This is a genomic window from Pedococcus cremeus, from assembly GCF_900111375.1.
In the GTDB taxonomy this organism is placed as follows: domain Bacteria; phylum Actinomycetota; class Actinomycetes; order Actinomycetales; family Dermatophilaceae; genus Pedococcus_A; species Pedococcus_A cremeus.
The window spans coordinates 94,308-120,837 of record NZ_FOHB01000002.1; the positions used below are offsets into that span (position 1 = coordinate 94,308).

Sequence of the window (26,530 nt, forward strand, 5' to 3'; positions counted from 1 at the left end):
AGCGACCACCATGAGCCTCTCCGTCACCTCCACCGCCGTTCCGTCGGCAGCCTCGACGCTCGAGCTCGTCGAGCGGGCACGGGCCGACCTCCTCGAGGCCTGCCACAGCCGCGACGTCGCCGAGCGCTACCGCCAGTCACGCCTGGGGGCGATGCGGGCTGCTGCGGCCCTGGTGTCCGCCCGGTCGCGGGGCGCCAGGGCCAGTGGCCCGCAGAGCCTGTGGGACCTGGTGCCGGCAGCCGCGCCCGAGCTGACCGAGTGGGCCGAGTTCTTCGCGGTCGCCACCGCGCACCCCGGCCATTCAGGGCGGGCTGCGGTCACCGCCCGGGAGGCCGACGACCTGCTCCGGCAGGCCGAGACCTTCATCGGGCTGGTCTGCCGGAGCCTGGGCCTGCCCGTCACGCCCTCGCACCACGACGTGCTCGTCCCCACGGTCTGGGCGTGAACGGTGACTTCGCCCACCTGCACGTCGCCTCGGGGTTCTCGATGCGTTACGGCACCGCGACCCCGGCGGCGCTGGTGGAGCGCGCAGCCCAGCACGACCAGCCCGTCCTCGCGCTGACCGACCGCGACGGCCTCTACGGGGCGATCCGGTTCGTCCAGGCCGCCACGGCCGCCGGCATCGCACCGGTCCTGGGCGTGGACCTCGCCGTCGAGCCCGACCCGCCGCAGCAACCTCCTCGTCGCGGAGCTGGGGCCACCACCCGCGGCGCGATCCGTGACTCGGGCCGACGCAGCGACGACGCGGCATACGGGCGCGAGCCGAAGCGGCCACGCACCCCGGTGCGCGGGGGAGCCGACCGCGACCCTCGCCATCCCCGGGTCACGGTGCTCGCCCGCGGCCGCGGGGCCGGGGTGCCGGCAGGCGCAGGTTGGGCCTCGCTGTGCCGCCTGGTCACCGACACCCACCTGCGCGGCGAGCGGGGCCAGCCGGTGTCGACGCCGGGCACCATCGCCGCCCGCTGGGCGGTGGGCGCGGGCAGCGACGAGCCGAGCCCGCTGGTGGTGCTGCTCGGCCCCAGCTCCGACGTGGGACGGGCCCTGCTGGCCCGGCGACCCGACCGGGCCCGGGCGCTGCTGGCCGCCTGGCAGCGGGTCCTGCCACCCGACGCGCTGGCCATCGAGGTCGTGTGTCACGGCGGTCCGGAGGGCACCCCCGCCTCCCGCGGGCACGCCGCCCGGCTGCTGGGCCTGGCCGACGAGTGCGGGGTGCCCGCGGTGCTGACGGCGGCGGTCCGCCACGTCGACCCGGGGGAGAGCGCCGTGGTCGACGTGCTCGACGCGGCCCGGCGCCTCGTCGTGCTCGAGACCCGCCACCTCGACCGCGTCACCGACGCCGCCCACCTGGCCAGCAGCCCGGCGATGCACGCCGTCGCCCGGGAGGTCACCGGCGACACCGCCCGGGCCGACGCGCTGCTCGCCCGCACCATGGCCACGGCGCTGGAGTGCGTCCAGGACGCGCGGCGTGACCTCGGCATCGGTGCCGTCCACCTGCCCGAGCCGTTCGCCATCGGCATCGAGCCGGGCACCGACCCCCAGTCGGTGCTCGAGGAACGCTGCCGGGCCGCCGTGTCGACCCGCTACCCCGACGTGGGCGAGCGGGAGCGCCACGACATCGAGACCCGCCTGACCGAGGAGCTGAAGGTGGTCGCCGAGCTCGGCTACCCGACCTACTTCCTCACCGTCGCCGCCGTCGTCGACCTCATCAAGGAGATGGGGGTGCGGGTGGCGGCCCGGGGCTCAGGGGCGGGGTCCCTGGTCAACTACCTCCTCGGCATCAGCGGGGTCGACCCCATTCGCTACGACCTGCTGATGGAGCGGTTCTGCTCGCCGCTGCGGGCCGAGCTGCCCGACATCGACATCGACGTCGAGTCGGCCCGGCGCACCGAGGTCTACGAGCGCATCCTCGACCGGTTCGGCGGCGACCGGGTCACCTGCGTGTCGATGATGGACACCTACAAGGTCCGCCACGCGGTGCGCGACGTCGGTGCCGCCCTCGGCCTGCCGCCGCAGGAGGTCGACGAGATCGCCAAGGCGTTCCCGCACATCCGGGCCAGGGACGCCCGCAACGCCATCGCCGACCTGCCCGAGCTGCGCAGCCGCGGCCTCGGCAGCCCCCGCCTGAAGCTGCTCTTCGACCTCGTCGAGCGGCTCGACGGCCTGCCCCGGCACATCGCGCTGCACCCGTGCGGGGTGGTGCTGTCCAACAGCGGCCTGCTCGACCGCACCCCGGTCGAGGCCAGCTGGCTGGGCTTCCCGATGAGCCAGTTCGACAAGGACGACGTCGAGACCCTCGGCCTGCTCAAGCTCGACGTCCTCGGCATCCGCATGCAGTCGGCGATGGCCCACGCGGTCAAGGAGGTGGCCCGGGTCGAAGGGGTCGAGGTCGACCTCGACGACCAGGCGCAGGTGCCCCTCGACGACGAGGCGACCTTCCGGCTGGTCCGCACCGCCCACACCCTCGGCTGCTTCCAGATCGAGAGCCCCGGCCAGCGCGAGCTCATCGGCAAGTTCGGCCCGGAGCGCTTCGAGGACCTCGTCATCGACATCTCGCTGTTCCGGCCCGGCCCGGTCAAGTCCGACATGATCACGCCGTTCCTCGAGGCCCGGCACGGCTGGAAGCCGGTGGAGTACCTCCACCCCACGCTCGTGCCGGCGCTGGAGGAGACCGCCGGGGTCGTCGTCTTCCACGAGCAGGTCCTCAAGATCGTCGCCGAGACCACCGGCGTCACCCTCGCCCAGGCCGACGAGGTGCGCCGGGCCATGGGCACCCCGAAGGGACAGGAGGAGGTCGAGGCCTGGTGGCGGCCCGCGGCGAGGGCCCGCGGCTACGCCCCGGCCGACGTCGACCGCATCTGGGAGGTGCTGAAGTCGTTCGCCTCGTTCGGGTTCTGCAAGGCCCACGCCGCCGCCTTCGCGCTGCCGACCTACCACTCGGCGTGGCTGAAGACCCACCACCCGGCGGCCTTCCTCTCCGGAGTGCTCACCCACGACCCGGGCATGTACCCCAAGCGGCTGATCCTCGACGACGCCCGCAGCCTCGGCATCGCGGTCCTCGGCCTCGACGTCAACGCCTCGACGGGGGAGTACCACGTCGAGAAGGTCGACCTGTGGGACGAGCCGCCCCCACGGCTCCTGGATGACGACACCTGCCGCGACCGCTCCTGCGGCCACTCTCACGGCGCACCCGTCCACCCCGACCTGCCGGACGGCCGCGCCTACGGCATCCGCCTGTCGCTCGCCGACGTCAAGGGCATCAGCGACGCCGAGGTGGAGCGCATCGTGGCCGGCCAGCCCTACGTCAGCCTCGCCGACTTCTGGAACCGCGCCCACGTCTCCCGCCCAGTCGCCGAGCGGCTGGTGCTCGCCGGCGGCTTCGACTCCCTCTACGGCATGACCGCCGGCACCGGTGGCCTCGGCCGGCGCGGCCGGGTGACCCGCCGCGACCTGCTGCTGCACGTCTCCGAGCTCGACCGGTGGTCGCGTTCGGTGGCCAGCTCCAGCCGCCGGGTCACCCCGCGCAGGGGAAGGACGACGACCAGCGGGTATGCCGCGGGGGCGGCTCCCCAGAGCGCGCCGGCGAACGAGGGTGGCCCGGCCCCCGGCGTCGACGTGCGCGGGCTCGCGTCGAGGCAGTCGCAGGCGGCCCTGCCGGTCACGGCCGCGGCGGAGCAGCCGGCCCAGCTCACCCTCGACCTCGGCGACAGCCCCGAGCTCACCGCCGGCACCGGCCTGCCCGAGATGACCGGGCCTGAGCGGGTCCGGGCCGAGCTCGACATCCTCGGCCTCGACGCCAGCGGCCACGTCGTCTCCTTCTACGAGCCGATGCTGCGCGCCCTCGGGACCACCCGCAGCCGCGACCTGCTCGCCACCCGCAGCCGCTCCACGGTGTGGGTGGCCGGGGTCAAGGTGGCCACCCAGACCCCGCCGGTGCGCTCCGGCCGCCGGGTGGTCTTCCTGACCCTCGACGACTCCACCGGCCCGGTCGACGCCACCTTCTTCGAGGACGTCCAGGGTCCCTACGCCGAGGTGGTGTTCCACTCGTGGATGCTGCTGGTCCGCGGGGTCGTGCGCCGCACCGGGGCGCGGGGCATCTCCATCCGGGCGACCGGAGCCTGGGAGCTGTCCCGGCTCTGGGAGGCCTGGGCCACCGGTGGGCTCGACGCCGTCCTGGCCGCCATCGACGCCGACGAGGCCGATGCCCTGCACCAGTACGAGCAGCACGAGCTGGCAGCGCAGGACGAGGGGGGTGGTCGCCGGGTGCTGGTGCACGCCTCGGGGTTCCGGCAGTCGCCCTACGCCGACATCAAGCCGGCCGGTGGCGACGTGCAGGGCAGCCGGCGTCTCGCCGCCGGGGGCGTGGTGCCCGAGGACCTCAGCCCGCCACGGAAGCTGTGGCACTCCAGCCCGGGCAGCTCGGGGCACTAGGGTGGAGCCGACCGTGCAGCCGTCGGGCCGACGGCCGACGCACCGACAGGCGTCCTGCCCACAGGCGTCCTGCCGACAGCCGACGCACCGCCCGCCGACCGACCGAAGGAGCCAGCCGTGGCCGAGGAGCACCGACGCGGGCGCCGGGGCAGTGTCGAGACCTCGCTGCGCACCTCGGCGGTCTGGTCCTCCGTGCTCGACCTCGTCACCCGCCGGGAGGCCGACCTCGGCCGGCCGCTGCGCGTGCTCGACCTGGGCGGCGGCACCGGTGGCCTGGCCGTCCCGCTGGCCGAGCGCGGCCACCACGTCACCGTCGTCGACCCCAGCCCGGACGCCCTCGCGTCCCTGTCGCGGCGCAGCGCCGAGGCCGGCGTCGCCGAGCGGATCACTGCGCTCCAGGGCGACGCCGACACCCTCGGCGACCTCCTCCGCGGGGAGCCGGTCGACCTCGTCTGCTGCCACGGCACCCTCGAGGTCGTCGACGACCCGGCGGCCACGCTGGGCTCCGTCGCGTCGGTCGTGGCCCCGGGCGGCTACCTCAGCCTCGTCGCGGCCCAGCGGCTCGCGGCCGTGCTCGCCCGGGTGCTGGCCGGCCAGTTCACCCAGGCCCACGCCGCCCTCACCAGCGACGACGGCCGCTGGGGCGCCGGTGACCCGCTGCCCCGGCGGTTCGACGCCCACGCCCTCACCGCCATGGTCACCGCCGCCGGCTTCACGGTGCGCGACTCCCACGGCGTGCGCCTGTTCAGCGACCTCGTCCCGTCGGCCCTCGTCGACTCCGAGGCCGACCGCCTGGCCCTGCTGCAGCTCGAGCAGGAGGCCAGCCGGCACCCCGACTTCGGCTTCCTCGGACAGCTCGGTGCGTCGCTGCACATCCTCGCCAGCCGCGACTGACCCCGTGGCGCGCTCGGCCATCGGGCGAGGTGCGGCGTGAGCCGGCGCCAGTTCGCGCTGCCCGAGCGCACCTCCGACACCCCGCTGGACGACAGCGGCTGCACCGTCCTGCACGTCGACATGGACGCCTTCTACGCGTCCGCGACCCTGCTCAGCCACCCCGACCTGGTCGGCACGCCGGTCATCATCGGCGGGGGAGGCAACCGCGGTGTGGTGCTCTCGGCCACCTACGAGGCGCGCCGGTTCGGGGTCACCTCGGCCATGCCGATGGCCCGGGCCCGCCGGCTCTGCCCGCAGGCAACGGTGCTGCCGCCCGACCACCGCCTCTACAGCCGGATCTCCGACGCGGTCATGGCGACCTTCGCCTCCGTCACGCCCTTCGTGGAGCCGCTGTCGCTCGACGAGGCGTTCCTCGATGTGGCCGGTGCGGTGCGCCGGCTGGGGTCGCCGGCGACGATCGGCCAGCTCATCCGTGACACCGTCGCCGACGAGCAGGGCATCACCTGCTCGGTCGGGGTGGCGCCCACCAAGTTCGTCGCCAAGCTCGCCTCCGGCCTGGCCAAGCCCGACGGCATGGTGGTCGTGCCGCGGGCCGAGGTCGTCGGCTTCGTCCAGCAGCTGCCGGTCGGAGCCCTGTGGGGCGTCGGCGACCGCACCGAGGAGGCCCTGCTGCGGCTCGGCCTGCGGACCGTCGCCGACATCGCGCACACGCCCGTGGCCACCCTCAAGCGGGCCATGGGGGAGGCGGCCGGGGCGCACCTGCACGACCTGGCCTGGGGGCGCGACCCCCGCGGCGTCGAGCCGGTGCGGCGGGAGCGGAGCATCGGCTCGGACGAGACCTTCGCCCACGACGTCGACGACCCGGCCTACATCCACCGCCAGCTGCTCAAGCTGAGCGACCGCACCGCGGCACGGGTCAGGGCGGCCGGGCTGATGGGCCGCACCATCTCGATCAAGGTGCGGTTCTCCGACTTCACCACCATCACGCGGTCGAAGACCCTGCGCGACCCCACCGACGTCAGCCGCGACATCTACGAGACGGCCCGGGGCCTCTTCGACGCCCTCGGGCTCCAGCGGGCTCGCATCCGCCTGGTCGGGGTGCGGGTCGAACAGCTCGTCGACGCGGGCGGCGCGCCCATCCAGGGGCTGCTCGACGAACCCGACCGCGGGTGGCGGGAGGCCGACCGCGCGGTCGACCGGGCGAGCGCCCGGTTCGGTGCCGGAAGCGTGCGCCCGGCCAGCCTGATCGATGATCGGCGTACCGGTTTCCCAAGACCCCCCGGGGACATATCCTGAACCTGACGCAGGCTGCTGACCGGCGACGACGGCGGTTCATCCGCAGGGGACGATTCGGCCCGCTCGTGCGTTGAAGACGATGGCATCGCAGGCAACACCGGGAGGTCACCGTGCCGCTGTCAGAGCACGAACAGCAGCTGCTTGAGCAGATGGAGCAGGCGCTGTATGCCGAGGATCCCAAGTTCGCCTCGCAGATGCAGGGCGCCGGCGCCAAGGCTGCGGCCCGCCGCCGGATGATCATCGGCGGAGTCGGGGTCCTCGCAGGTCTCGCGCTCGTGCTCGTCGGCGTCAGCACGACGATGTGGGTCGGTGCGGCAGGCTTCGCCGTCATGGTCGCCGCGGTCGTCTTCGCCCTCACGCCCCCGCGACGGGCCAAGATGGCCCTCGGCTCGGTTCAGCCCGACGGCAGCGTGCGCCGCAAGGCCCGCGGAGGCGGCATGCGAGCAGCCCGGGGCCCGGCAGGTCGCAGCTCGCGCGGCTCGGGCAGTCACGAGTCGTTCATGCAGAAGCTGGAGCACCGCTGGGACCGCCGCCGCGGCGGCGACCGCTGGTAGCAGTCGCGCCGCTGTGCACCGGTAAACCGGTGTCAACCGTGGGGTGACGTCAGCGGCTGGCGAGCACGCCGACCACCCAGGTGGTCGTGATGGCCAGCCCCGCGAGCAGCTCGATGCCGACACTGAGGAAGATCGCCCCGAGGGCGGTCTTCGTCGCGTTCCAGGCGGTCCGGGCGTCCCGCGACCGGCCGTGCTCGACCAGGTAGATCCCGAGGACGAAGCCCACCGCGGCGCCGACGACCGGGATGACGAAGAACCCCACCACCCCGAGCAGCACAGCCAGGGCGAGGGTGGACGTGCGCACGCCGGCCCGCCGCATCCGGCGGCCCGGGACGAGGTACTGCAGCGACACGCCAGCGGCATACAGGACCGCGGAGGCCGCGAACACCCACCACGACAGGGGGGTGGAGACCTCCCAGGCCCACAGGAGGACCCCGCCCAGCACCAGCAGGAGGCCGGGGAGTACGGGCACGACGATGCCCACCAGCCCGATGACGATGAGGGTCGCGGGGACCCAGATCTCCGTCACAGGTGGTGGGCTCGTGTCGTGGTGGCCGGTGCGGCGCGGTCAGCCGGCCCGGACAACCGGTCGGTGCCGCTCAGCGTCCGTCAGCGGCCCGTCAGTGCTCTTCGACGGCAGCCGAGGCCGGGGTCTCGTGGAGGCGGTTGCTTTCGTCGTGGATCTCGGCGCGCTCGCGCAGCTTGGGGAGGTGCTCCCGCGCGTGGTGGGCGCAGAACAGCAGCTCACCACCGCTGTAGAGGCGGGCGCGCACGTAGGCCTGGGCGCCGCAGCGGTCGCAGCGGTCTGCCGCGGTCAGGGAGGGTGCCAGTGCAGTGGTCACGTCAGCCTTCTCTCATCGTCTGGACCGCTGTGGTGCTGGGTGCGGTCCGTGTACTTCTGTTTGACGTCGTCCTTCTGTTGACGTCCGCCGACCGGGCGGGGTTGCTCCTTCTCGAAGGCGCTCTCCCGACCCGGCGATGGATGTAACAGTCAAGCACGGACAATCCTTCCCACTCCGCATTGGGCCGCGATGTGGTCCGCGTCATGTCGCGCCCGTTCGGCCGAACCGCGCCGTCCGAACAGGCGATGGGTGGCTACCCACCACCATCATCCTCAGGCACAAGAGGTGTTCGGTGCCGTCCACCGTCCCGGCTTGGGGGGCCCAACGGCCCCTTCGGGCTGCGCCCCCCGAGGTATGCCGCGTGCCTGCGCGGGGGCGTCCGCGCGCCGGGATAACCTGCCGTCACCGGCCTGCGACCTGTGCGCGGCCGCCGCAGCACGTGAGCAGAAGGGACCACTGTGGCCACCGCCACCGCCACCACCGCGAAGAAGGCCGCGACGAGCAAGTCCTCGTCCGACTACAGCGCCCACCACCTGCAGGTCCTCGAGGGCCTGGAGGCCGTGCGCAAGCGCCCCGGCATGTACATCGGTTCGACCGACAGCCGCGGGCTCATGCACTGCCTGTGGGAGATCATCGACAACGCGGTCGACGAGGCCCTCGCGGGGGAGTGCGACCACATCGAGGTCATCCTCTACAAGGACGGATCGGTCGAGGTCCGCGACAACGGCCGTGGCATCCCGGTCGACATCGAGCCCCGCACCGGCCTGACCGGCGTCGAGGTCGTCTTCACCAAGCTGCACGCCGGCGGCAAGTTCGGCGGCGGCTCCTACACCGCCTCCGGTGGCCTCCACGGCGTGGGCGCCTCCGTGGTCAACGCGCTCTCCTCACGCCTCGACGTCGAGGTCGACCGCGCCGGCAAGACCTACGCGATGAGCTTCCGCCGCGGTGAGCCCGGCTACTTCCCCGACGTGGCGACGGGGGAGAAGGACCCCGAGCACGAGTTCACCCCCTACGAGCGCTCCAGCGAGCTCGCCGTGGTCGGCAAGGCCAAGCGGGGCGTCACCGGCACCCGGGTGCGCTACTGGGCCGACCACCAGATCTTCCTCAGGGACGCCCGGTTCGACTACGACCAGCTCCTCTCCCGGGCGCGCCAGACCTCCTTCCTCGTCCCGGGGCTGACCCTGGTGATCCGTGACGAGCGCCGCCTGCCGGGCACCCCCGGCGCGGAGGGGCCGCACGAGGAGACCTTCCTGCACGACGGCGGCATCAGCGAGTTCGCCGAGTTCCTCGCCACCGACCCGGCGGTCACCGACGTCTGGCGGTTGCAGGGCACCGGCACCTTCACCGAGACCGTGCCCGTCCTCGACGCCAAGGGGCACATGAGCCCCACCGAGGTCGAGCGCGAGTGCGCCGTCGACATCGCGGTGCGGTGGGGCACCGGCTACGACGCCAAGCTCAGCTCGTTCGTCAACATCATCGCCACCCCGAAGGGCGGCACACACGTCACCGGCTTCGAGCAGGCCCTGTTGAAGGTCTTCCGCAAGCAGCTCGAGGTCAACTCCCGCCGCCTCAAGGTCGGCGGCGACAAGCCCGAGAAGGACGACGTGCTCGCGGGCCTGACCGCCGTGGTCACCGTGCGCCTCGCCGAGCCCCAGTTCGAGGGCCAGACCAAGGAGGTCCTCGGCACCAACGCCGTGCGCGCGATCGTCGCCAAGGTCGTCGAGACGGAGCTCACCGCGATGCTCACCTCGACCAAGCGCGGCGAGAAGGCCCAGGCCGCCCTGTTGCTCGAGAAGGTCGTCGCCGAGATGAAGTCGCGCATCAGCGCGCGGCTGCACAAGGAGACCCAGCGTCGCAAGAACGCCCTCGAGAGCTCCTCGCTGCCGGCCAAGCTCGCCGACTGCCGCAGCACCGACGTCGAGAAGTCCGAGCTGTTCATCGTCGAGGGCGACAGCGCCCTCGGCACCGCGAAGCTGGCCCGCTCGAGCGACTACCAGGCGCTGCTGCCGATCCGCGGCAAGATCCTTAACGTCCAGAAGGCCTCGGTCACCGACATGCTCAAGAACGCCGAGTGCGCCGCGATCATCCAGGTCATCGGGGCCGGCTCGGGCCGCTCGTTCGACCTCGACGCCGCCCGCTACGGCAAGGTCATCATCATGACCGACGCCGACGTCGACGGCGCCCACATCCGCACGCTGCTGCTGACCCTGTTCTTCCGCTACATGCGACCGCTCGTCGAGGCCGGCCGCGTCTACGCCGCCGTGCCGCCGCTGCACCGCATCGAGGTCGTCAACCCCGGCTCGAAGAAGAACGAGCTCATCTACACCTACTCCGAGGGTGAGATGCGCAAGACGGTCGCGTCGCTGAACAAGCGGGGCCGCAACATCAAGCAGCCCCTGCAGCGCTACAAGGGCCTCGGTGAGATGGACGCCGACCAGCTGGCCGAGACCACCATGGACCCGCGCCACCGCACCCTTCGCCGCGTCACCCTCAAGGACGCCGAGCTGGCCGAGCGCATGTTCGACCTGCTCATGGGCAACGACGTCGGGCCGCGCAAGGACTTCATCGTCGAGTCCGCCGCCGGCCTCGACCGCGAGCGCATCGACGCCTGAGCGCCGGCAGCCCCACCAAGGGCCGGTATGCCGCGGGGTCCCCGCGGCATACCGGCCCTTGCCGTTGCCGACGGGGTCGGGTTGCGCCACTGTGGTCGCCAGCACATCCCTGTCCCGCCCCGCGACGGCCCCACAGGAGGCACCGATGAGCTCGACGGCCCAGGTCGACACCGGTGAGGAGCACACCGAGCTCAGACGGGTCATGGGGCCCAAGCTGTTGCTGCTGTTCATCGTCGGCGACATCCTCGGCACCGGCGTCTACGCGCTGACCGGCAAGGTCGCCTCCGAGGTGGGCGGGGCGGCCTGGGCGCCGTTCCTCGTCGCCTTCGCCATCGCGATGATCACCGCCTTCTCCTACCTCGAGCTGGTCACGAAGTACCCGCAGGCGGCGGGAGCAGCGCTCTACACGCACAAGGCGTTCGGCGTGCACTTCCTGACCTTCATCGTGGCGTTCACGGTGATGTGCTCGGGGATCACGAGCGCGTCGACCGCGTCGAGGGCCTTCGCCTCCAACCTCGCCAAGGGCTTCGGCCTCGACAGTGACAACACCTCGCTGGTCATGGTGCTGGCGCTCGCGTTCATGGCCGTGGTCGCGCTGGTCAACCTGCGCGGGGTGGGCGAGAGCGTCAAGGCCAACATCGTGCTCACCCTCGTGGAGCTGTCCGGCCTGCTGTTGGTCATCATGGTCGGCTTCTTCGCGCTGACGGCCGGCGAGACCGACTTCTCACGGACCATGGTGTTCGAGAGCCCGAACGACAAGAGTGCCTTCCTCGCGGTGACGGCCGCGACGGCGCTCGCGTTCTTCGCGATGGTCGGCTTCGAGGACTCGGTCAACATGGCCGAGGAGACCCACGACCCGGTGCGGACCTTTCCCAAGATGATGATCACCGGCATCGGCATCACCGGCGTCATCTACATCCTCGTGGCGCTGTTCTCGGTGGCCATCGTGCCGGTCGGTGAGCTCGGCAAGAGCGAGACCCCGCTGGTGACCGTCGTCGAGACGGCCGCACCGTCGGTGCCGATCGACACCCTGCTGCCGTTCATTTCTATGTTCGCCGTCGCGAACTCGGCGCTGATCAACATGCTCATGGCCAGCCGGCTGCTCTACGGCATGGCCCGCCAGGAGGTCCTGCCGCCGGTGCTCGGCAGGGTGCACCCCACCCGGCAGACGCCGTGGGCGGCCATCGCCTTCACCACCGCGTTGGCCTTCGGCCTGATCCTGTACGTCTCGGGCGCGAGCACGTCGGCCACCGAGCTGCTCGGCGGTACCACCTCGCTGCTGCTCCTCGGCGTGTTCACCGTCGTCAACATCTGCGTGCTGGTGCTGCGCAAGGACGTCAAGGACCGGCCGCACTTCGTCGCCCCCACGGCGCTGCCGGCACTCGGCGCCCTGCTGTGCGCCTTCTTCGTCACGCCGCTCACCGGACGGGACAGCGCGCAGTACGAGATCGCGGGCTGGCTGCTGCTGATCGGCGTGGTGCTGTGGGCCATCACCTGGTTCGCCAACCGGGCGCTGCGGTCCAAGAAGACCTACATCCGCCACCCCGAGGACATCGGCGAGCGCGAGGGCGGTGTCAACTAGGTGGGCGACGAGCTGGACCTGCTGGCTCCTGGCGACGAGGCGGCTGCGGGGTCGGTGGCTGAGCAGCCCTGGTGGCAGCGCAGCGCCGTCTACCAGGTCTACCCGCGGTCCTTCGCCGACTCCGACGGGGACGGCGTGGGCGACCTCGAGGGGGTGCGGCAGCACCTCGACCACATCGCGAGCCTCGGCGCCGAGGCGGTCTGGCTCTCGCCGGTGTTCCCCTCGCCGATGGCCGACTTCGGCTACGACGTCAGCGACTACTGCGACATCGACCCGGTGTTCGGCACGCTCGAGGTCTTCGACGCCGTCGTGCGCGACGCCCACGACCGAGGGCTGCGCGTCGTGCTCGACTGGGTGGCCAACCACACCTCCGAGGAGCACCCCTGGTTCGTCGAGTCGCGCTCGAGCCGCGACAACCCCCGGCGCGACTGGTACGTGTGGGCCGACCCCGGTCCGGACGGCGGCCCGCCGAACGACTGGACCTCGGCGTTCCGCGCGGTCGGACCCGCGTGGACGCTCGACGAGCACACGGGCCAGTACTACCTGCACTCGTTCGCCCCCCAGCAGCCCGACCTCAACTGGGACAACCCCGAGGTGGAGCGGGCACTGCACGACACGGTGCGGTTCTGGCTCGACCGCGGCGTCGACGGACTGCGCCTCGACGCCATCATCAAGGTCGCCAAGGACCCGCTGCTGCGCGACACCGGCGCGGCAGGGCTCCCGCACCACGAGGACTGGGAGACCATCCACGACCGGCTGGCCCGTCTGCGCCAGGTCGTCGACGAGTACCCCGACCGGATGCTCGTCGGCGAGCTGTGGGCGCGCGACCTCCCGCGGTTCGTCACCTTCCTGTCCGGCACCGGCATGCACCTCGCCCACAACTTCGAGCTCGTCGAGCTGCCGTGGGACTCCGCCGCCTACCGCGACTTCATCGACCGCTTCGAGGCCGAGGCGGCGTCGGTGCCCGGCCTGTGGCCCTCCTGGTTCCTCGAGAACCACGACCTGCCGCGCGTCGCGTCGCGGTTCGGCGCCGCAGAGCTCGGTTCTCGTCGGGCACGCGGCATCCTCTTCCTCATCCACCTGCTGCGCGGGACGCCGTTCGTCTACCAGGGCCAGGAGCTCGGGCTGCCCGACGCGGTGGTGCCGCCCGAGCGCGTCGTCGACGTCGACGGCCGTGACCCCGAACGGGCCCCCATCCCGTGGGAACGGCCGTCCGTGGCGGGCGCGGGCGCCGGGTTCACGACGGGGGCGCCCTGGCTGCCGCTCGTCGAGGACGCAGAACGGCTGTGCGTCGCCGCGCAGGAGGACGACCCGGCGTCGACGCTCCACCTCACCCGGAGGATCGCCGCGCTGCGCCGGCGCAGCGTCGCCCTGAGCGGCGGCTCGCAGGTCACCGTCGACGCCGGGTCCGAGGTCCTCGCCTGGGTGCGGGAGGGCGCGGGGGAGCGCTACCTCGCGATGGTGAGCTTCGCCGCCACGCAACGCCGGCCGTCGTTCGGGCCCGACCTGCCGGAGGAGGGAGACGTCGTGCTGCGGACCTCACCGGAGTGGACGGCGCGTGAGGGCGCAGGGCCGTCGGTGCGGCTGTCCGAGCTGCTGGTGCTGGAGCCGGGGGAGGGCGTGCTGCTGCAGCTGCCGGCTACGGGTTAGCGGGGCGGCAGGGGGCAGCGGTCGAGCTGCGCACCACCAGCTCCACGGGGAGCACCAGCTCGTCCGGTGGCGGGGTGTCGCTCCCGAGGATCTGGCCCATGAGGATCTGGCCGGCCCGGCGGCCCTGCTCGTCGACGTTCTGGCGCACCGTGCTCAGGTCCATGACGTCGGCGAACGTGTGGTCGTCGATGCCCACCACGGACAGCTCACCCGGCACGGCGATGCCCAGGCGGCGGGCGGCGCACAGCACCCCGATGGCCATCTCGTCGGAGGCTGCCACGACGGCGGTGGGGCGGTGCGCACCGGTCAGCACCGGGACGACGTGGGCCGCTGCGCCCGAGGCGGTCCAGTCCGAGTCGACCAGCCACTCGGGCGGGCACGACAGACCCGCTGCCTCCATCGTCGCGAGGAAGGCTGAACGCCGCTCCAACGGGGTCTGCAGGTGGTCGCTGTCGTGGGGGACAACCCCCACGTAGGCGATCTCGGTGTGGCCGAGGTCGATGACGTGCTGCGCGGCGAGCACCATCGCAGCCGTGTCGTCGATGCGGACACACGGCCAGCCCCCGACTCGGTTGCCGACCGTGACGACCGGCAGCTCGAGGCGCTCGATGAGCTCGCGCTCGGCGTCATCCATGGGCACGTTCAGCACGACGACGCCGTCGACCCGCTTCCAGAGCATGCTCTGGGTCAGGCGCATCCGGCGACCCATGGGCTCGGCCTCGAGGTCGAACAGCACGACGTGGTGGCCGTGCTCGCGCAGGCTCTTCTCGATGCCGCTCAGCAGGGTCGCGAAGAACCAGCGGGTGAGGAAGGGGGCGACCACGCCGACGACCCGCGTGCGGCCGGACGCCAGGCTCGCCGCGGTGGGTGAGGCGACGTACTGCAGCTGCTCGGCGACCTGCAGCACCTTGGCCCGGGTCTGCGGGTTGACCCGGTCGAGGCCGCGCAGGGCACGCGAGACCGTCGCCACAGAGACCCCGGCGGCCTTGGCGACATCACTGATGGTGCTCATCGCACGGCTCTAGACGCCGGTGTTGCGTCGAGCGCGCCAGACCAGCCAGACGGCGACGACGAGCACCGCGAGGACCGCGGCAGAGAAGCCTGCCGGGTCCCCGCGGACCTCGAGGACGACCGTCTGGACCAGTGCCATGAAGGCGAAGAACCCGAGGATGCCGAGGAGCAGCTCGAGGCGCTGCGCCTTGGCGCGCGGGCCTCCGGTGCCGGTGCCGGGGTTGAACAGCGGCATGGTGGGTGGGCCGGCGGCGTGACCGCTAGCCCTTCACCCCGCCCGCCGTCAGACCGGAGACGATGGCCCGCTGGAAGAGCAGCACCATGATGATGAGCGGCACGGTGACGATCGTGCCGGCCGCCATGACCGTGGTGTACGGCTCCTGCCGCGGCAGCGCGCCGGTGAACTGCGCGATCGCCACCGTGACGGGCTGGGTGATGTTCGTGGAGAACTGCTGCGAGAGCAGGTACTCGTTCCAGGAGCTGATGAAGGCAAGGATCGCCGTCGTGAAGAGGCCGGGTGCAGCCAGGGGCAGCATGATCTTGCGGAACGCCTGCCCCTGCGTGCAGCCGTCCATGCGCGCGGACTCCTCGAGCTCCCATGGCATCTCGCTGAAGAACGCCGTCAGGGTGTAGACCGTGAGCGGGAGGACGAACGAGATGTTGGGGATGATCAGGGCCTGGTAGTTCGCGCCGTTGAGCCAGCCGATGTTGGAGAACAGCTGGAACAGCGGCGAGACCAGCGCGACACCGGGGAACATCGAGGCGCCCAGGATGGCGCCGAGGATGAGGAACTTGCCGGGGAAGTCCAGCCGGGCCAGCGCATAGGCGGCGAAGACGCCGACCAGCATCGCGATGGTCGTGGTCGAGATGCCGATGATCACCGAGTTCACCAGCGCCCGGCCGAAGTGGTTGCCCGTCGACGTGGAGAACGCCGCCTGGAAGTTCTGCATCGTCACGTGCGTCGGCCAGGGCGTCGTGTCGAACGTGTAGTCGACGTCGCGGAAGGCGGTGACCACCATCCAGTAGAACGGCGCGAGTCCCCAGATGATGAGCAGGGCGAGGCCGAGGTAGCCGCGCGCGTTCTGCCAGCGCTGGCTCTTGTGGCGGTACTGGTGCGTCTCGGTGTTCGCAGCGGCCGTGGTGGCCGGAAGTGCCTGCGTGGACATGTCACTCTCCTTCTGCTGCGACGGGCTGGCGGCGGAACCAGCGGCGCTTGGCTGCCTCCTTGCCCGGTGGGCGCTGGACGACGTCGGCGCCGAGGAAGCGCACGAAGATGAACGCCACGAAGGCGATGAGCAGGAAGACCAGGGTCGACAGTGCGGATGCGCTGTTGAAGCCGGCTCGGATCTGGTTGATCACGAGGATCGACAAGGTGGTCGTGGCGTGACCCGAGCCGCCACCGCCGTTGGTGAGGATGGCGGGCAGGTCGTAGATGCGCAGGACGTCGAGGGTGCGGAAGAGGATCGCCACCATGAGCGGCACCTTGATCAGCGGCAGCGTGATGCGCGTGAACGTCTGCCACTTGCTCGCACCGTCGATCTGGGCGGCTTCGTAGACGTCGGAGCTGATCAGCTGCAGTCCCGCGAGGATCAGAAGCGCCATGAACGGCGTGGTCTTCCAGACGTCGGCGATGATGACCGCGAACCGGGCGGGCCAGGCGTCACCGGTCCACAGGAGGGGTTTGATGCCGACCCCACCGAGCAGCTTGTTGGCGATGCCCTCGTAGGCGAAGATGAAGAACCAGAGCTTGGCGGTCACCGCGGTGGGGATGGCCCACGGGATGAGGATCGCCGCCCTGACGAGGCCACGGCCCTTGAAGGTGCGGTTCATGATCGTGGCGAACCACAGGCCGAGGCCGATCTCGAAGAACACGGTGACGACCGTGAAGAACAGGGTCACGAACAGCGCGTCGTAGAACTGCGAGCCCAAGGTGCCCGGTGGGCAGGGCTGGGTCGTGCCACCGGCCGCCGCGCACTGCTGGAGCAGCCAGTGCTGGTAGTTCTGCGTACCGGCGAAGCCGCCCTCGGAGAACATCCCGGTGGCCGGGTCGAGGCCGGAGTCCTTCTGGAAGGACATGATCACGGCCCGCACCAGCGGGTACATGATGACCACGGCCAGCAGGATCAGCGTCGGCGTCACCAGCAGCACGCCGCGACGGCCCTGGCCGGCGTTGAGACTCTTGGGGCCCCGCTTGCGGGACCGTGTGGGGGGTGCAGTCTGGGTGGCGGTGGTGCTCATCACGCCTCCTGGGTCGGCCGGCAGCCCGGTCCATTACGAGCGAAGGGGTGGTGTGGGGACTGCGGCGCAGCCGCAGCCCCCACACCGGTTGCCGAGGTCCGGCTCAGCCCTGCGAGGCGGACTGGATGGCGCTCTGCATGTCCTTGACCGCCTGGTCCACCGACTTCTCACCCTTCATGGCGGCGTAGGAGTTGTCCTGGATCGCCTTGGTGACCGAGGGGTAGAACGGGGTGACCGGGCGCGGCACCGCGTTCTGGATCGAGGTCAGCAGGGTCGGCAGGTAGGGAGCCTTCTTGACCAGCGCAGGGTCCGAGTAGATGGCCTCCACGACCGGGGCGAGCGAGCCCTTCTCCATGAAGAACTTCTGCTGCGCGTCCTCCTCGATGAACTTGAGGAAGTCGAACGCCGTGGCCTTGTGCTTCGAGTACACGCTGATGGCCTCGCTGTGGCCGCCGAGGGTCGAGGCGCCCGGGCCGCTGACGCCGGGGAGCGGCGCGACCGCGAACTTGCCCTTGACCTTCGAGGAGGCCTCGGTGCTCGCCAGGCTGTAGACGTAGGGCCAGTTGCGCAGGAACAGCAGCTTGCCCGCCTCGAAGGACTGGCGGCCCTGCTCCTCCTGGTAGGTGATCCCCTGCTTGGGGATGTCACCGTTCTTGTAGTGGTCGGCGAGCATCTGGAGGCCCTTGCGCGCCTCGGGGCTGTCGACAGCCGCCTTGCCCTTGTCGTCGACGACCTTGCCGCCGAAGGTGTTGATGGCCTCGGTGGCGTTGACCGTCAGCCCCTCGTACTTGGCGAACTGCCCCGCGTAGCAGTCCATGTTGTTCTTCTTGGCGATGTCGCACATCTTCCACATCTCGTCCAGCGTCTTCGGCGGGTTCGGGACGAGGTCCTTGCGGTAGTAGAGCATTCCGCCGTCACTGGCGAACGGGGCTGCGTAGAGCTTGCCGTTGTAGGTCGCCGCGGTGACCGGCGCCTTGAGCAGTTTGCTGGTGTCGAGGGCGAACTTGCCCTCCAGCGGCACCAGCCAGCCCTTGGCGGCGAACTCCGGCGTCCAGATGACGTCGACGGTCACGATGTCGTAGCTGGCGTCCTTGGCCTGCATGTGCTGCACGATGTCGTCGTGCTGCTGGTCGGCGTTGTCGGACTGCTCCTTGAGCGTGACCTTCTCGTTCGGGTGGGCCTTGTTCCACTTGTCGATGGTGGGGGGCCATACCCCGCTGTTGTCCTTGCCCGTCACGAACGTGATCGGGCCGCGGGAGTCGGCGCCCTGCTGCGACCCTCCCGAGCTGCTTGAGGTGTTGCTGCCGCCGCCGCCACACGCGGCGGTGAAGGAAAGCGCCGCGACCCCCACCAATGCGGTGAGTGCGCGGCGCGTGGTCCTGCGATGAGCCATGTCCCGCCTCCATATTGTCCCGGACAGGGCCGAGGCGGGATGGCCTCGGCACTGAGGTGAACCGAGCCCATAAAAACGCTTTCACAGCAGAACGGCAATGCGGAGGAGTGGGGTCTTCCATAACGGTTTGGTGACGAGGGGCGTCACAGCAGGCGCAGGAACCACTCCTGGACCGGTACGGGGGACTTTCCACATGATTCGGGCAGCGTGGGTCCGGCCGGGCGGCGCTCCACCGCCACGACCCACCTGCGGCCGTCGGTGTGCGAGACCTCCATGAGGTCATCGCGGTCGTCCTCGAGGGGGTGGGTCGAGAGCGCCGCGAGCGAGGGCTCGCCGGTCAGGTGGCGCACGTGCGACTCGGCCGCCTGGGCAGCCGGTGGCAGGGCGCTGCGCCCGCGGTCGTGCCGGGGCCCGAGCGCCCACGGGGGAAGCTGCCCGGCGTCGACCGCGTCGAGCACCTCGGCGCAGTGCGGCCCGTCGAGGCGGGCGAGCGACACGCCATGGGGCAGCAGCACCGCGGTGGGGGCGAACCGGTGGCCGCCGGTGTGCGAGGTCTCCCAGACCCGGCCCGGGGCAAGGCCTGCGGCGTCGAGGGCCACGGGCCGCCCCCGCAGGGCGCAGCACACGTCGCGGCGGCCGTTGGTGCAGACCAGCAGCACGGGGTCGACGGGTTCGGCGGCCGGGAGGCCGGCCTGCACCGCGGCGCGGTCACCGCGAGCGAGCGCGTCGAGGTCGACGGCTGTCAGCTCGTCGAGGGTGGCGCCGTGGACCGCGAGCAGCCAGGGGTCGTCACCGGAGAAGGCGAGGTATGCCGTGCGGCCGTCACCGTGGCGCGGGTCGGGGTGACGCCCAGGTCGGCGCAGGAGCAGCAGCCGCCCGCCGCGGACGGCGCACTGCTCGTCGAGCCGGCGGCCGGTCTCCGGCGGCAGGTGCGACTCGGTGGCGGCGACGCGGCCCCAAGGGCCCTCCTGCTCGACGGCCAGCCAGAAGCCCGCGCGCGCGGCCGTGCCGTAGGCGCTCACATCGGCTCGGTCGAAGCCGACCGAGCAGGCACCGGGTGCGCTCGTGCCGTGCCCGGCCACCATCTCGTCCGGGTGGCTCACGGCCGCGTCACGGGCCCTGCGGCGCTCCGGCCACCGGGCCGGCGATCCTCGCGATGGCGGCGGTCGCCGGGACACCCGACCCGTCCCGTCGACCGGTGGCAGGAGGCAGCTCCAGCGCCACGCCGTTGGCACCGGCGGCTCGGGCGGGCGTCGCCCCGGCCCAGGCGAGCACGAGGGTGTCCTCGCCCTTGAGGAAGCGGTGGCAGCGCACGCCACCGGTGGCGCGCCCCTTGGCCGGGTACTCGGCATACGGCGTCACCTTGAGCGATCCGGCCTCGGTGCCGGGGAGGGCGCCGGAGGAGCCGGAGGAGGTCACGACGACGGCGTCGGCGCCGGGGTCGACCGCCCCGAAGAAGACCGCGCGCTGGCCGGTGGCGAGCTTGATGCCGGCGATGCCACCACCGCCGCGGCCCTGCGGGCGCACGGCACCGGCGGGGAAGCGCAGCAGCTGGGCGTCGCTGGTGATGAAGACGAGGTCCTCGACCGGGTACTCCTGACCGGAGCGCAGCTGGACGGCGCCGACCACGCTGTCACCGTCGCGCAGGCTGATGACGTCGAAGTCGGGCCGGCCGGGGTAGTCGGCGGTCACGCGCTTGACCACGCCGGAGGCGGTGCCGAGCGCCACCCCGCCGGCCTCGGGTGCCAGCGAGACGATGGTCAGCGGCTCCTCGCCGGCGGGCAGGTCGACGTAGGCGGCCAGCGGCGCACCGCCGGAGAGGCTGGGGGAGCCGTTGGTGGGGGGCAGGGTGGGCAGCTCCAGGGCCGACAGGCGCACCATCCGGCCGAGGGAGGTGACCAGCCCGACCTCGCCGCGGGCGGTGGTGCGCACCGCACCGACGATGACGTCGTGCTTGCTCCGGCCGCCCTCGGTGGGGATCGGGTCGGCGGTGGTGGTGCGCGCCATGAGGCCGGTGGAGGAGAGCAGCACCCAGCACGGGTCGTCGGCGACCTCGAGCGGGGTGGTGGCGCTGACCGGGTTGCCGGCCGACTCCAGCAGCACGGTGCGGCGCGGGGTGCCGTGCGCCTTGGCGACGTCGGCGAGCTCGCCGGAGACCGTCCTGAGCAGCAGCTTCTCGTCGCCGAGCATGGCCTCGAGCTCCTCGATCTGGCGCTCGAGCTCGCTCTTCTCGTTCTCGAGCTCGATGCGCGAGAACTTGGTCAGGCGGCGCAGCTGCAGGTCGAGGATGTAGGTGGCCTGCGGGTCGGAGAGGTCGAAGACGTCCATCAGGCGTCCCTTGGCCGTGCCGGCGTCGTCGGAGGAGCGGATGACCTGGATGACCTCGTCGATGTCGAGGATCGCGACGAGCAGGCCCTCGACGAGGTGCAGGCGGTCCTTGCGCTTGCGCAGGCGGAACTCGCTGCGCCGGCGCACGACGTCGGTGCGGAAGTCGACGTAGACGCGCAGCAGCTCCTTCAGGCCCAGGGTGCGCGGCTGGCCGTCGACGAGCGCGACGTTGTTGATCGCGAAGTTGTCCTCCATCGGCGTCAGCTTGTACAGCTGCTCGAGGACCGCCTCGGGGTTGAAGCCGTTCTTGACCTCGATGACCAGCCGCAGGCCGTGCTTGCGGTCGGTGAGGTCCTTGACGTCGGAGATGCCCTGCAGCTTCTTGGACTGGACGTTGTCCTTGATCTTCTCGATGACCTTCTCGGGGCCGACGAGGTAGGGCAGCTCGGTGACGACGATGCCCATCTTGCGCGGGGTGATCTTCTCGATCCGCGTGGTGGCCCGGGTGCGGAACGAGCCGCGGCCGGTGAGGTAGGCGTCGCGGATGCCGTCGAGCCCGACGATCTTGCCGCCCTGCGGCAGGTCGGGGCCCGGCACGAACTTCATCAGGTCGTCGAGCGAGCAGCTCGGGTTCGAGATGAGGTGCCGGGCCGCGCCGATCACCTCGACGAGGTTGTGCGGGGCCATGTTGGTGGCCATGCCGACGGCGATGCCGCTGGCGCCGTTGACCAGCAGGTTCGGGAACGCGGCCGGCAGGACCGCGGGCTGGAGCAGCTGGTCGTCGTAGTTGGGGATGAAGTCGACGGTGTCCTCGTCGAGGCCGGTCGTCATCAGCAGCGCTGCCGGGGCCAGGCGGGCCTCGGTGTAGCGGCTGGCCGCGGGGCCGTCGTCAAGGGAGCCGAAGTTGCCGTGCCCGTCGACCAGCGGCAGGCGCATCGTGAACGGCTGCGCCATGCGCACCAGGGCGTCGTAGATGGCGCCGTCACCGTGCGGGTGGTACTTGCCCATCACGTCGCCGACGACGCGGGAGGACTTCACGTGGCCGCGGTCGGGGCGCAGGCCCATCTCCGCCATCGAGAACAGGATGCGGCGCTGCACCGGCTTCAGGCCGTCGCGGGCGTCGGGCAGGGCGCGGGAGTAGATGACCGAGTAGGCGTACTCGAGGAACGCCCCCTGCATCTCCTCCTCGACGTCGATGTCGACGATCTTCTCGGCGTAGTCCGCGTCTCCGGCGTCCTTGGTGGCGGTCGTGCGGCGGGCCATGCGTGGTGCGTCTCCTGCGGCGGGGTGTGGGGGAACACCCCATCTTCACCTACGCGTGGTGGAGCCCCGGAACCGACTCGCCGTAGGTGCCCCAGTGCACGGCCTCCTCGAGACCCCGTCGGCCGCGGCGCAGGCTGGGGCTGGTGACCCGCTGCGCCTCGTGGCCGAGGGCCACCACGCCGACGATGCGGCGCGAGGCCGGTATGCCGAGGGCACGCCGGACCTCGTCGTGGGCGCGGGCGGGCACGCCGAAGAAGAGGGCGCCCAGGCCCTGGTCGACCGCGGACAGGAGCATCAGCAGGGCGGCCATGCCGGTGTCGACGTCCCAGTACGGGATGGGCCAGCGGGCGGTGTCGCGGTCGGTCCAGCCCTTGTCCGGCTCGGCGTACCGGTCGAGGTAGGCCTCGGGGTCGGAGCAGCACACGATGAGCGTCGGGGCGGCGCTGACCCCGATCAGCCAGGCGTCGGGCTCCCGGTCGGCCGTGGCGGCCCAGAAGTGCTGGCGCGCCTCGGGCGTGTCCAGCACGACGAAGTCCCAGCCCTGGGTGTGCCCGGCGCTGGGGGCGCGCAGCGCGGTGGTCAGCACCTTGCGCACGGTGTTGTGGTCGACGGGCCGGTCGGGGTCGAAGCGCCGGACCATCCGCCGGCGCCGCACCACCTCGCTGAACTCCATGGGCTCATCCTCCTCTCAAGGCATCCACGGTGGTGAAGCCGTAGCCGGCCTGCCGGTACCCCGCGATGACCCGGGGGAGGGCGTCGGCGTCCAGCGTCGTGCCGTCGTCGGGGTTGGCCCCGACGTGCATCAGCACGACCTGCCCGGGGGTTCGGGCAGACAGCACCCGGTCGACCACCTTCGCGACGGTGAGGCCTCCCGAGGTGCCCTTCCACCCCAGGCTGTCGGTGGTCCAGCCGATGGCGGCGTACCCGTCGGCGTTGACGGTCGCCAGGGTGCGGGGGTCGTACGCGCCATAGGGGAAGCGGAACCAGGGGCGCGGGTCGCCCCCGCCCGCGGCCTCGATCGCCGACCGCGTCGTGGAGAGCTGCTGGCGGATCGTGGCGTCGCCCACCGTGGTGAGGTCGGGGTGGCTCCAGGTGTGGTTGCCCACGGGCCCGACCGCCGCCATCTGCCGCACGGTCGCGGGGTGGGCGCTCGCGAAGGCGCCGGTGACGAAGAAGGAGGCGGGCACGCCCTGCGCGCGCAGCGTCGCCAGGATGGAGTCGGCCCCCTGGCTGCCCGCCCCGCCGTCGAAGGTGAGGGCCACGACCTTCCGGGAGGTTGGGACCCTCGTGACGACGCGCCCGCGCAGGGAGGCCGGCAGCGACCAGGCGGCCGTCGGACCCGGGCTCGTGGGTCGCACGGTCGTCGGACGCTGGGTCGTCGGGCGCGCGCTGGTGGGTCGCGCCGTCGTTGGTCGGGTGGTGGTCGGAGTCGTGGCGCTGGTCGGCGCCGGCGGGCTGGCCATGCTGCGCGGCGTCGTCGTGGACGTGGGCGTGGTCGACGTCGCCGGGGTGGTGGACGCCGTGCCAGCTCCGCCGTCCGAGCCGTGGCCGCCGCAGGCGGCCAGCGCCAGCAGGGCGACCCCCGCCACCGCCGGCCCCCGCGCCGACCACCACGTCCTCACGCAGCCATGCTCGTGGACGCCGCTGGCGGTGGGTCAGAGGCCAAGGTCCCCGGGCCGCGCGGGGCACCCTTGCCGTCCACGCGGCATACCCCTGCTGGTCCACCTGTGGGTCAGCGGGGCATGACATCCTTGGCGGCATGACGGACGTCGCCACGCTGCCGCCTGGCTACCCCGTGCAGTGGGAGGCCGACGTGGTGCTCCGCGACGGGTCCGTCGCCCATGTCCGGCCGATCACGCCCGCCGACGCCGAGCGGGTCCACCGCTTCCACGCGCGGCAGTCCGAAGAGTCCATCTACATGCGGTTCTTCGCGCCGCTGCGCCAGCTGAGCGACCGCGACGTCAAGCGGTTCACCAACGTCGACTACGTCGACCGGGTCGCCCTGGTGGCCACCGTCCGCGACGAGATCGTCGGCATCGGCCGCTACGACCGGGTGACCCGCAACAGCGCGGAGGTGGCCTTCAACATCTCCGACCACTTCCAGGGCCGCGGTGTGGGGTCGGTGATGCTCGAGCACCTCGCGACCATCGCGCAGGAGGCCGGCATCACCGAGTTCACGGCGGAGGTGCTGCCGCAGAACCGCAAGATGCTCTCGGTCTTCAGCGACGCCGGCTACGAGGTGGAACGCAGCTTCGAGGACGGCGTCGTCTCGATCCGCTTCGAGATCAAGCCGACCGAGCGGTCGGAGGCGGTGCGGCTCTCCCGGGAGCACCGCGCCGAGGCGGTCAGCATGCGCTCGGTGCTCTTCCCCGACACCATCGCCGTCATCGGGGCCAGCCGCCGCCCCGACTCGATCGGCCACCAGATCCTCGCCAACATCCTCGGCGCCGGGTTCAACGGCGCCGTCTACGCCGTCAACAACGAGGCGATGGAGGTGCTCGGGCTCGCGGCGTACGCGCGGGTCACCGAGGTGCCCGACCACGTCGACCTCGCGGTCGTCGCGGTGCCCGCCGCGCAGGTGCTCGAGGTGGTGGAGGAGTGCGCGGAGGCGGGGGTCAAGACGCTGCTCGTGGTCTCCGCCGGCTTCGCCGAGGCCGGAGCCGAGGGCGCCGAGCTGCAGAACCGGCTGCTGCACACCGCCCGGGGCGCAGGCATGCGCGTCATCGGGCCCAACTCCTTCGGCGTCATCAACAGCGACGCCGACGTGCGGCTCAACGCCTCGCTGGCGCCGGAGCTGCCGCCCCCCGGCCACCTCGGCCTCTTCTCGCAGAGCGGTGCCCTCGGCATCGCGGTGCTCGCCTCCGCGGCCCGCCGCAACCTCGGCATCTCGGTCTTCGCCTCCGCCGGCAACCGCGTCGACGTCTCCGGCAACGACTTCATGCAGTACTGGATCGACGACCCGCAGACGCACGCGGTCGGGCTCTACCTCGAGTCGATGGGCAACCCGCGCAAGTTCTCCCGCATCGCCCGGCGCCTGGCCGCCACCAAGCCGGTCATCGTCGTGAAGTCCGGGGTCTCCTCCTACGGTGTGCCCCCCGGGCACCGGGCCCGGCAGACCCGCGTGCGGCCCGAGGCCTTCGACGCCATGCTGCGCCAGGCCGGCGTGATCCGCGTCGAGAACGTGCACCAGATGTTCGACGTCGCCCAGCTCGTCGTGCACCAGCCGCTGCCGAAGGGCCGGCGGGTCGCCGTGGTCGGCAACTCCGACGCCCTCGGCGCCCTCACCGCCGAGGCGTGCGTCAGCTGGGGGCTCGAGGTCACGCATGGCCCGGTCTCGCTGCCGTCGGAGGCCAAGGGCGAGCAGTTCTCCGAGGCACTCGCCAAGGCCTTCGCCGACCCGTCGGTCGACTCGGTGCTGACCTGCTTCATCCCGCCGCTCGTCACCCCGGACGAGGACGTCGCCACCGCGGTGCGCGAGGCGGCTCTGACCTCCGACAAGCCTTGCCTCGCAACGTTCCTCGGCATGCGCGGCGTCACCGCCCAGCTCTCCGGCAGCGACTCCGAGCCGGAGGGGCGCCGCGAGGTCGTGCCCGCCTACTCGATGCCAGAAGACGCCGTGCGTGCGCTCGCCGCCGCGACCCGGTATGCCGAGTGGCTGGGCCGCGACCGCGGCATACCGGTGCTGCCGAGCGGCATCGACCGCGCCGCGGCCGAGCGGGTGGTCACCTCCGCGCTCGAGACGCACCCGGAGGGGCGCAAGCTGACCCTGGAGGAGGTCACCGAGCTGCTCGCGGCCTACGGCATCTCGCTGTGGGGCAGCGTGCCGGTGCGCACCGTCGACGAGGCGGTGGCGGCCGCGGAGGCCCTCGGCTACCCCGTGGTGGTGAAGTCGGTCGCGCCGCTGCTGCGACACCAGCCGGGCATGGGCGGCATCCGGGTCGACCTCGCGTCGGAGGGGGAGGTGCGGGCGGCGTTCGCGGGCCTCAACGACCGGCTGGCGCCGCTGGCCGCCAACACCTTCGTCGTGCAGAAGATGGCCACGCCCGGTGTGCCCTGCGTCGTGCGCACCGACGAGGACCCGCTCTTCGGCCCGGTGGTGAGCTTCAGCGTCGCCGGCCCGCCCACCGAGCTGCTCGGCGACATCGGGCACCGCATCCCGCCGCTGACCGACGTCGATGTCTCCGACCTCATCTCCTCGGTCAAGGCCGCGCCGATGCTGCACGGCCACCGCGGCGCCGCGCCCGTGCACCGTGCGGCGCTGGCCGACCTCATCGCCCGAATGTCCGTGCTGGCCGACAACCTGCCCGAGGTGGCCTCCCTGGTGCTCAACCCCGTGAACGCCCACCCGGGCGGCGTCGACGTGCTCGGCGCGGAGGTCACCGTGGCCGCACCCCCGCGGCGCAAGGACCCGGGGCGGCGCTCCCTCACGTAGGCCGCGG

Annotated in this window: 21 protein-coding genes; 10 read left to right on the forward strand and 11 right to left on the reverse strand. The window is 72.0% G+C overall.

Annotation, left to right across the window (positions count from 1 at the left end; translation table 11 throughout):
• Positions 1 to 10: 10 nt before the first annotated feature.
• From BMW78_RS04105 to BMW78_RS04125, 5 genes are all read left to right on the forward strand, one after another.
• The gene (locus BMW78_RS04105; RefSeq protein ID WP_143056140.1) at positions 11 to 445 is read left to right on the forward strand and encodes an SAV_6107 family HEPN domain-containing protein; all 435 of its coding nucleotides are present in this window, start codon (positions 11 to 13) and stop codon (positions 443 to 445) included.
• Positions 442 to 4,428 carry a DNA polymerase III subunit alpha gene (locus BMW78_RS04110; RefSeq protein ID WP_091756744.1) on the forward strand — a complete coding sequence of 1,329 codons (3,987 nt, stop codon included), beginning with the start codon at positions 442 to 444 and terminating at the stop codon, positions 4,426 to 4,428. The genes BMW78_RS04105 and BMW78_RS04110 overlap by 4 nt, the downstream gene beginning before the upstream one ends.
• 117 nt (positions 4,429 to 4,545) lie before the next feature.
• Positions 4,546 to 5,322, forward strand: a complete 777-nt coding sequence (locus BMW78_RS04115; RefSeq protein WP_091756747.1) for a methyltransferase domain-containing protein — start codon at positions 4,546 to 4,548, stop codon at positions 5,320 to 5,322.
• Between the two features lie 36 nt (positions 5,323 to 5,358).
• Positions 5,359 to 6,618, forward strand: a complete 1,260-nt coding sequence (dinB, locus tag BMW78_RS04120; protein WP_091756749.1) for a DNA polymerase IV — start codon at positions 5,359 to 5,361, stop codon at positions 6,616 to 6,618.
• 110 nt (positions 6,619 to 6,728) lie between these two features.
• Positions 6,729 to 7,172, forward strand: coding sequence for a DUF3040 domain-containing protein (locus tag BMW78_RS04125; protein ID WP_091756751.1), 444 nt, complete (start codon positions 6,729 to 6,731; stop codon positions 7,170 to 7,172).
• Between the two features lie 49 nt (positions 7,173 to 7,221).
• Here BMW78_RS04125 and BMW78_RS04130 read toward each other — a convergent pair whose 3' ends face one another.
• A complete protein-coding gene (locus BMW78_RS04130) occupies positions 7,222 to 7,701 on the reverse strand; it encodes a DUF456 domain-containing protein (RefSeq protein ID WP_091756753.1) in 480 nt (159 codons plus the stop codon).
• A gap of 91 nt (positions 7,702 to 7,792) precedes the next feature.
• A complete protein-coding gene (locus BMW78_RS04135; protein ID WP_091756755.1) occupies positions 7,793 to 8,014 on the reverse strand; it encodes a DUF7455 domain-containing protein in 222 nt (73 codons plus the stop codon).
• A gap of 458 nt (positions 8,015 to 8,472) precedes the next feature.
• On the opposite strand from BMW78_RS04135, the gene BMW78_RS04140 reads away from it, so the two are divergent.
• The 3 genes from BMW78_RS04140 to BMW78_RS04150 all read left to right on the forward strand — a co-directional run bounded on the left by BMW78_RS04140 (position 8,473) and on the right by BMW78_RS04150 (position 13,858).
• Entirely contained in the window at positions 8,473 to 10,626 is a 2,154-nt protein-coding gene (locus BMW78_RS04140) for a DNA gyrase/topoisomerase IV subunit B (RefSeq protein WP_091756757.1), read from the forward strand.
• Positions 10,627 to 10,771: 145 nt separating this feature from the next.
• A complete protein-coding gene (locus BMW78_RS04145; RefSeq protein WP_245735651.1) occupies positions 10,772 to 12,208 on the forward strand; it encodes an APC family permease in 1,437 nt (478 codons plus the stop codon).
• The gene (locus BMW78_RS04150) at positions 12,209 to 13,858 is read left to right on the forward strand and encodes an alpha-amylase family glycosyl hydrolase (RefSeq protein WP_218144216.1); all 1,650 of its coding nucleotides are present in this window, start codon (positions 12,209 to 12,211) and stop codon (positions 13,856 to 13,858) included.
• Here the strand turns inward: BMW78_RS04150 and BMW78_RS04155 are convergent.
• The 9 genes from BMW78_RS04155 to BMW78_RS20660 all read right to left on the reverse strand — a co-directional run bounded on the left by BMW78_RS04155 (position 13,848) and on the right by BMW78_RS20660 (position 23,449).
• The gene (locus BMW78_RS04155; protein WP_091756759.1) at positions 13,848 to 14,870 is read right to left on the reverse strand and encodes a LacI family DNA-binding transcriptional regulator; all 1,023 of its coding nucleotides are present in this window, start codon (positions 14,868 to 14,870) and stop codon (positions 13,848 to 13,850) included. The two genes, BMW78_RS04150 and BMW78_RS04155, sit on opposite strands and share 11 nt — an antisense overlap.
• Before the next feature lie 9 nt (positions 14,871 to 14,879).
• On the reverse strand, positions 14,880 to 15,104 hold the full coding sequence (locus BMW78_RS04160) for a hypothetical protein (protein ID WP_091756761.1): 225 nt from the start codon (positions 15,102 to 15,104) through the stop codon (positions 14,880 to 14,882).
• A gap of 25 nt (positions 15,105 to 15,129) precedes the next feature.
• On the reverse strand, positions 15,130 to 16,035 hold the full coding sequence (locus BMW78_RS04165) for a carbohydrate ABC transporter permease (RefSeq protein WP_091756762.1): 906 nt from the start codon (positions 16,033 to 16,035) through the stop codon (positions 15,130 to 15,132).
• A gap of 1 nt (position 16,036) precedes the next feature.
• Entirely contained in the window at positions 16,037 to 17,107 is a 1,071-nt protein-coding gene (locus tag BMW78_RS04170; RefSeq protein ID WP_091756764.1) for a carbohydrate ABC transporter permease, read from the reverse strand.
• Positions 17,108 to 17,210: 103 nt separating this feature from the next.
• On the reverse strand, positions 17,211 to 18,500 hold the full coding sequence (locus BMW78_RS04175; protein WP_091756766.1) for an ABC transporter substrate-binding protein: 1,290 nt from the start codon (positions 18,498 to 18,500) through the stop codon (positions 17,211 to 17,213).
• A 143-nt stretch (positions 18,501 to 18,643) separates the two neighbouring features.
• Complete coding sequence (locus tag BMW78_RS04180; protein ID WP_091756767.1) at positions 18,644 to 19,603, reverse strand: ferredoxin family protein; 960 nt, start codon at positions 19,601 to 19,603, stop codon at positions 18,644 to 18,646.
• A gap of 7 nt (positions 19,604 to 19,610) precedes the next feature.
• Positions 19,611 to 22,091 (reverse strand): DNA gyrase/topoisomerase IV subunit A, encoded by a 2,481-nt coding sequence (locus BMW78_RS04185; RefSeq protein WP_091756769.1) that lies wholly within the window; start codon positions 22,089 to 22,091, stop codon positions 19,611 to 19,613.
• 49 nt (positions 22,092 to 22,140) lie between these two features.
• On the reverse strand, positions 22,141 to 22,764 hold the full coding sequence (locus tag BMW78_RS04190) for a nitroreductase family protein (protein WP_091756771.1): 624 nt from the start codon (positions 22,762 to 22,764) through the stop codon (positions 22,141 to 22,143).
• A 4-nt stretch (positions 22,765 to 22,768) separates the two neighbouring features.
• On the reverse strand, positions 22,769 to 23,449 hold the full coding sequence (locus BMW78_RS20660) for a polysaccharide deacetylase family protein (protein ID WP_281247063.1): 681 nt from the start codon (positions 23,447 to 23,449) through the stop codon (positions 22,769 to 22,771).
• On the opposite strand from BMW78_RS20660, the gene BMW78_RS20665 reads away from it, so the two are divergent.
• Together BMW78_RS20665 and BMW78_RS04200 are read left to right on the forward strand one after the other, a co-directional pair.
• Entirely contained in the window at positions 23,379 to 23,837 is a 459-nt protein-coding gene (locus BMW78_RS20665; RefSeq protein ID WP_177180266.1) for a hypothetical protein, read from the forward strand. The genes BMW78_RS20660 and BMW78_RS20665 overlap by 71 nt on opposite strands.
• A 13-nt stretch (positions 23,838 to 23,850) precedes the next feature.
• On the forward strand, positions 23,851 to 26,523 hold the full coding sequence (locus BMW78_RS04200; protein ID WP_091756775.1) for a bifunctional acetate--CoA ligase family protein/GNAT family N-acetyltransferase: 2,673 nt from the start codon (positions 23,851 to 23,853) through the stop codon (positions 26,521 to 26,523).
• The last annotated feature ends 7 nt before the right edge of the window (positions 26,524 to 26,530 follow it).